Below are 4577 nucleotides of genomic sequence, written 5' to 3'. Positions count from 1 at the left end.
CCGGGCAGCTCCTGCACCGTGGTCTGCAGCCCGGCCTCCAGGACAGCCGCGGTCCGACCGGCGACGGTGGTCATCGCAGCGTCACCTCGATCGGCGTCGGGTTCCAGCCGTTGCAGGGGTTGTTGAGCTGCGGGCAGTTGCTGATGAGCACCCACAGGTCCATCTCGGCGCGCATCTCGACGTACTTGCCCGGGCCGGACACGCCGTCGTCGAACTTCAGGTCGCCGCCTTCGGTGACGGGCACGTTCATGAAGAAGTTGATGTTGGGCACCAGGTCGCGCTTGCCCAGGCCGATGTCGGCGTGCTGCAGGGCGATCAGGTAGTTGTCGCGGCACGAATGCATGAACTTCTTCTGCAACGCGTAGCGCACCGTGTTGCTCTCGGCCGCGCAGGCGCCCCCCAGCGTGTCGTGCCGGCCACAGGTGTCGGCCACGATGGTGAGCATGGGCCGCGCGTCGTTGCTGCGGATGACGGAACCCGTGGTCAGGTAAATGCCGCCCTGGTGGACCATGGTGTCCACCGCGCTGTAGTGCTCGGCCACGTCGTCGCGGTTGTAGAACAGCACATCGGCGGCCTGGTTGCCTTCCAGGTCCACGATGCGCAGGGTCTGGCCCTTGTTGAGCGGGAACAGGATGGGCTCGCCTGGCGGGTGGCGCTGGTCGATGACGGCGCGGGCCGGGTCGAGCGCGCTTTCCTGGATGCGGATGTCGGTGGCCAGTGTGTCGGTGGTCATGTTCATGGCTGTTCCTCGATCACAGGTAGAGCACGTCGCTGTTGTGCAGGGCGCGTGCGTTTTCCGGGCGGAAGGCGCGGCAGGCGTCGTTGGCCGGGGCCGCGCCACAGCGCCAGGCCAGCAGGCCCACCTTCTTGGGCGCGTAGACCGGGTTCGGGTCCAGCGCGTGCGGTGCGGTGCTGATGGCGAAGATCACGTCCATGTCGAAGCGCAGTTCGACGAAGTCGCCCGCCTTGGCATGCTGAGGCGCGAACTGGAAGCGGCCCTGCGCATCGACGCTGACCTTGCTGAACAGGTTGACCGGCGCGATCAGGTCGCGTTTGCTCAGTCCGTATTTGCCGATCTCGATCAGCAGCCCGTCCTTGCCCGAGCGGTACATGCCGTTGCGCGCGTCTTCGTAGCGGCGCTCGCCGTACTTGGCCGCCAAACGTTCGTTGTCGAGCAGGGCGCCCAGCGGGTCGTGCCAGCCCAGGCTGTCGGCCGTCACGCTGGCCAGGCTGCGGCCCATGTCGCTCATCAGCACATGGCCGGCCTGGTAGTGCGCGGTGTGCTGCGCCTTCAGGCTGTCGGGCATGTTGTAGCGCTCCAGCTTTTCCAGCGCGGAATAGAGCACCGCGCTGACGTTGGGGCCGTCTTCCAGCGCGACGAAGCGGATGGCGCTGCCGCGCGGCATGCGCCAGCTCCAGTGACCGCCGCCGGGCACGATCTCGCTCCACATCGCGCGGGCTGTGTCCACGCCAGCCAGCGCCGCGGCGGGGAAGCGCTGCCACAGCGCCAGCGCGTCGACCGGTGCGGCCTGCGGCGGGTTGGCGGGCACGGGCACCGCGGGTTCGGTCCAGGGGGTGGAGGCTTGGGGTTCGCTCATGGGAAGGACTCCAGAAAAAATCAGGCGGCTTCGGTGCTCAGGCCGGACAGGCGCTGCAGCTGTTCGAGGTCGGTCTTCATGCCGGAGGTCTCGCGGATGCGTTCGAGGATTTCGCGCTTGAGCGCCAGGAACTCGGGCGCGTGCTTGAGGTCCTGGTCGCGCCGGTCGCCGAAGGGCACCTCGTACACGGTGTCGATGCGGCCGGGGCGCGGCGCCATCAGCACCACGCGGCCGCCGAGGTAGATGGCCTCTTCCACGTCGTGCGTGACGAAGACGATGGTGGCCTTCTCCAGCCGGTGCACGTGGCGGATCAGGTCGTGCATCACCTCGCGGGTCTGCGCGTCCAGCGCGCCGAAGGGTTCGTCCATGAGCAGGATGCCGGGGCGGCCCATGAGCGCGCGCGCAATGGCCACGCGCTGCTGCATGCCGCCCGAGAGCTGGTTGGGCCAGGCGTTGGCCGAAGCCTGCAGGCCCATGAGGCGCAGCAGCGCATCGGCCCGGCCGGAGGCGGCCTCGACCTGGGCCGAGGTCAGGTCTTTGCGGTGCGCGGCCAGCTGGCGACAGAACTTGATGTTCTCCATCACCGACATCCACGGGTAGAGGCTGTAGTGCTGGAACACCATGGCGCGGTCGATGTCCGGGCCCTTGACCGGCTGGCCGTCCACCAGCAGTTCCCCGCTGGTGTGCGTTTCCAGCCCGCCGATGGTGCGCAGCAGCGTGCTCTTGCCGCAGCCCGAGGCACCGACGAAGGTGACGAACTCGTTGGGCGCGATGTCGAGGTCGATGTGTTCCAGCGCGTTCAGCGGCGCGCCGTCGAAGCGCTTGTGCAGGTCGCGGATGCGGATCTTGGGCTGTGCGGGATCGGTGTGGGGATGCATGTCGCTTCAACCTTTTCTCGTCAGGGCGCCAGAGCGGCGAGCGGAGTGCCTGCTTCCAGGCGTACCGCGGAACCGGCTTTGCCGGGCCGCAGGTGCGGTCCCACCTCCAAGCCGAAGGCGTCAGAGAGGGGGGAAGACGCGCAGCGTCGCAGGGGGGTGTTCATTTGAGATACAGCCAGGGGAAGGCCTTGCGGTGCGCGAAGCGGAACAGCTGATCCGTGGCCAGACCGATGAGGCCGATGACGATGATCCCGGCGAAGATGGTGTCGGTCTGCAGGAAGCGCTGCGCGCGCAGGATGGCGTAGCCCAGGCCCGAGTTGGCGGCCACCAGCTCGGCGACCACCAGGTAGGTCCAGGCCCAGCCCATGGTGATGCGCAGCGTGTCCAGCAGCGCCGGCTTGGCGCTGGGCAGGATGACCTTTTCGATCAGCTCGGCGCGGCTGGCGCCCATGGTCTGCGCCGCCTCCACCTGCGCGGCCGGCACGCGGCGAACGTCCTCGGCCACCATCAGCACCATCTGGAAGAAGGTGCCGATGAAGATGATCGCGATCTTGGAACCCTCGTCGATGCCCACCCACAGCATCACCAGCGGGATGAAGGCCACCGCCGGCATGTAGCGGATGAAGTCGGTCAGCGGCTCCAGCAGTGCCTGCACCGAACGGAACGAGCCGATGAACAGGCCCAGCGGCAGCGCGAACACGGCCGAGAGCAGGAAGCCCGCGACCACGCGGTAGGTGCTGATCGCCATGTCGTCGATCAGGTCGTTCTCGGTCAGCCAGAACCAGAACTTGCCCAGCACCGCACCAGGCGAGGGCATGAAGGTCGGGTCCAGCCCGCCCCAGGCGGCCAGCGCCCACCAGCCCAGCAGCGGCGCGATCAGACCCGTGAGGGCCAGCACCCAGTACGCGCGGCGGCTGATGGACGCGCGCACCGTCCACAGGCTGGACCAGGGGCGGCGCGGGGGCGTGGCGGGCGGTGGCTGCACAGCGGCCGAAGGGGCAACGCCGCTGGCCGATGGGGGATCGGCCAGGTGGGCGGCTGTGACAGCAGGATGCAGGGAGGACATGCGGGCTCCTGATCGGGGGGAACATGGGCCAGAGAGGCGGGCACACACCGCAAGCGGCGCGCCAGCATCTCCCGGGCTTTTGTCCCTCCGTGGAGCCACACGATCATGGCCGACCGCTCTCGGACCAGCCAGCGCCAGCCAATGGCGCCCGGAACCCTAGCGGTCTTCAAGGCAGCGGGTCACCAGTTTGGTGCACCCGCCTCTCTGTGGGGTTGGTTTAGCAGGTTGGGTGCCAGGGGTGTGCAAGACGCCGCGGAGGAGCGCTTCTGGACGCACCGAAAACCAATGCACAAAGCGTTCGGCAATTCGCTACAGCACCGAGCCACAAAACACGCTGAGGTGCTCACCCCAGAAGCTCGCTTATGGATGAAGCCATTGCATCCAATTGGGAGGCTTCGAACATGAGGTTGACCGTCAACCCACTGTCGTAGTCCTGGCCCTTCAGCTCCACTCGCAGAGTGACGTGACCCGTCGAGTCGGACGATGCAGAAAACGACACACGAGACTCAAGGTCCTGCCAAGTCTTTTGTCCCCGCCAGCCCGTCCACTCCGATGCCATTTCAGCAAACAGGGCGCTGGGCGACCCATTCATGAAAGTTGAAGCCGGTGCCTGTCCGGCGAAGTGCGGGGTACGCACATGAACATTGAAGTCGACGTCAGTCGCTGAGCTCGACGTCACTTCAAACGTCAAAAGAGAGCCGTCACCGGCTGCTTTGAAGATGGCGCTACTCAAAATCTACTCGATGGTTGACGTGAGAGACATGGCCCAGCTTGCCGGGAAATGCGAACTCGTCGGACCGGTCAGATGTCTTCAAGAAGTTCAAACAGCTTGAAGACAATTTCGTCTGTTACCCGGTTCGCGAGGTCCGCACCCAGGGCCGCGTAGTTCTTAAACGGGATGCCGACTATGTCTTTTGGTATCCCAGGAACCGGTGTGTCATCGAGATAGATCGGAATGACTGCGGCCTCAGAAACTCTTGGAGCGAAGCATTCGCGCTCGAAGGTTGGCCAAATCTTTTCTACATGGTGCTTGTC

General features: G+C 66.0%; 6 protein-coding genes and 1 riboswitch. All 6 genes read right to left on the bottom strand.

Going from position 1 to position 4577, the window contains the following annotated elements; translation table 11 throughout:
* Window positions 1-70: 70 nt before the first annotated feature.
* Window positions 71-733: an urea amidolyase associated protein UAAP2 gene (locus ACR2JA_RS09875; RefSeq protein WP_434008913.1), complete on the bottom strand. Its 663-nt coding sequence runs from the start codon at window positions 731-733 to the stop codon at window positions 71-73.
* A 19-nt stretch (window positions 734-752) separates the two neighbouring features.
* Window positions 753-1598 (bottom strand): urea amidolyase associated protein UAAP1, encoded by an 846-nt coding sequence (locus ACR2JA_RS09870; RefSeq protein WP_434008912.1) that lies wholly within the window; start codon window positions 1596-1598, stop codon window positions 753-755.
* A 20-nt stretch (window positions 1599-1618) separates the two neighbouring features.
* Complete coding sequence (locus ACR2JA_RS09865) at window positions 1619-2476, bottom strand: ABC transporter ATP-binding protein (RefSeq protein WP_434008911.1); 858 nt, start codon at window positions 2474-2476, stop codon at window positions 1619-1621.
* A gap of 160 nt (window positions 2477-2636) precedes the next feature.
* Entirely contained in the window at window positions 2637-3542 is a 906-nt protein-coding gene (locus ACR2JA_RS09860) for an ABC transporter permease (RefSeq protein ID WP_434008910.1), read from the bottom strand.
* Window positions 3543-3608: 66 nt separating this feature from the next.
* Window positions 3609-3713: riboswitch (guanidine-I (ykkC/yxkD leader) on the bottom strand.
* Between the two features lie 172 nt (window positions 3714-3885).
* Window positions 3886-4275 (bottom strand): DUF6228 family protein, encoded by a 390-nt coding sequence (locus tag ACR2JA_RS09855; RefSeq protein WP_434008909.1) that lies wholly within the window; start codon window positions 4273-4275, stop codon window positions 3886-3888.
* A gap of 68 nt (window positions 4276-4343) precedes the next feature.
* Window positions 4344-4577: hypothetical protein (locus ACR2JA_RS09850; protein WP_434008908.1), on the bottom strand; the 234-nt coding region annotated here is incomplete at its 5' end.

Source organism: Hydrogenophaga sp. (assembly GCF_051007235.1).
Lineage (GTDB): Bacteria > Pseudomonadota > Gammaproteobacteria > Burkholderiales > Burkholderiaceae_C > Hydrogenophaga.
This window is presented reverse-complemented; position numbering and strand designations above follow the sequence as displayed.

Bases quoted from the DNA above. Each gene is read 5' to 3' on its own strand.
- ACR2JA_RS09875 (WP_434008913.1), bottom strand. From the start codon at position 733: ATGACCACCGACACACTGGCCACCGACATCCGCATCCAGGAAAGCGCG.
- ACR2JA_RS09870 (WP_434008912.1), bottom strand. From the start codon at position 1,598: ATGAGCGAACCCCAAGCCTCCACCCCCTGGACCGAACCCGCGGTGCCC.
- ACR2JA_RS09865 (WP_434008911.1), bottom strand. From the start codon at position 2,476: ATGCATCCCCACACCGATCCCGCACAGCCCAAGATCCGCATCCGCGAC.
- ACR2JA_RS09860 (WP_434008910.1), bottom strand. From the start codon at position 3,542: ATGTCCTCCCTGCATCCTGCTGTCACAGCCGCCCACCTGGCCGATCCC.